Source organism: Pseudomonas sp. TWP3-1, from assembly GCF_049896625.1.
Classification (GTDB): domain Bacteria; phylum Pseudomonadota; class Gammaproteobacteria; order Pseudomonadales; family Pseudomonadaceae; genus Aquipseudomonas.
The window spans coordinates 1-601 of record NZ_JAFCUQ010000048.1; the positions used below are offsets into that span (position 1 = coordinate 1).

Annotated in this window: 1 protein-coding gene; it reads left to right on the forward strand. The window is 59.7% G+C overall.

Annotated features, from left to right (window positions below; genetic code table 11):
• A partial coding sequence (locus ACP7BN_RS27675) for an immunoglobulin-like domain-containing protein (protein ID WP_426206977.1) occupies positions 1-601 on the forward strand: 601 nt, incomplete at both ends.

Genomic DNA, 601 nt, shown 5'->3' on the forward strand with positions numbered 1-601 from the left:
ATGCCGGCAAAACCACTGGCACCGTGACCGTTCCAGCTCCATCCGACGACGTCTACAAAGACGCCGGTAGCGTGCAGGCAACCATCAGCACTGCCACCGGCGGCAACTTCGAGAACCTGATTCCGAGCACCGTTCCGGCCGTTACCGAAGTCACCGACACCATCGACACCTCGACCGTCAAACTGACTGCCGATACAACTGTGGCTGAAGGTGGCACCGTCACCTACACCGCGACTGTTGGCGCGCCAGTCACCGGTTCGCCTGTCACCGTAACCTTGGCCAATGGCTCGACCATTACCATTGAAGTGGGTAAAACCACTGGCACTGTGACCACCACCGCGCCGAACGATGCGTTGACCGGTCAGGCATCGCTGACCAACTCGATCACCAATGTGACTGGCGGCAACTACGAGAACCTCGTAGCCGACAAAACTCCGGTCAGCACCACCGTGACCGACACCGTCGACACCACCAACCTGTCGCTGAGCGCGACCGATTCCGTGGCTGAAGGTGGTTCGATTGTCTACACCGCCACGCTGACCAACGCTGCGGGTTCGCCAGTCACCGTGACTCTGTCGAACGGTGCTGTGATCACTATCGA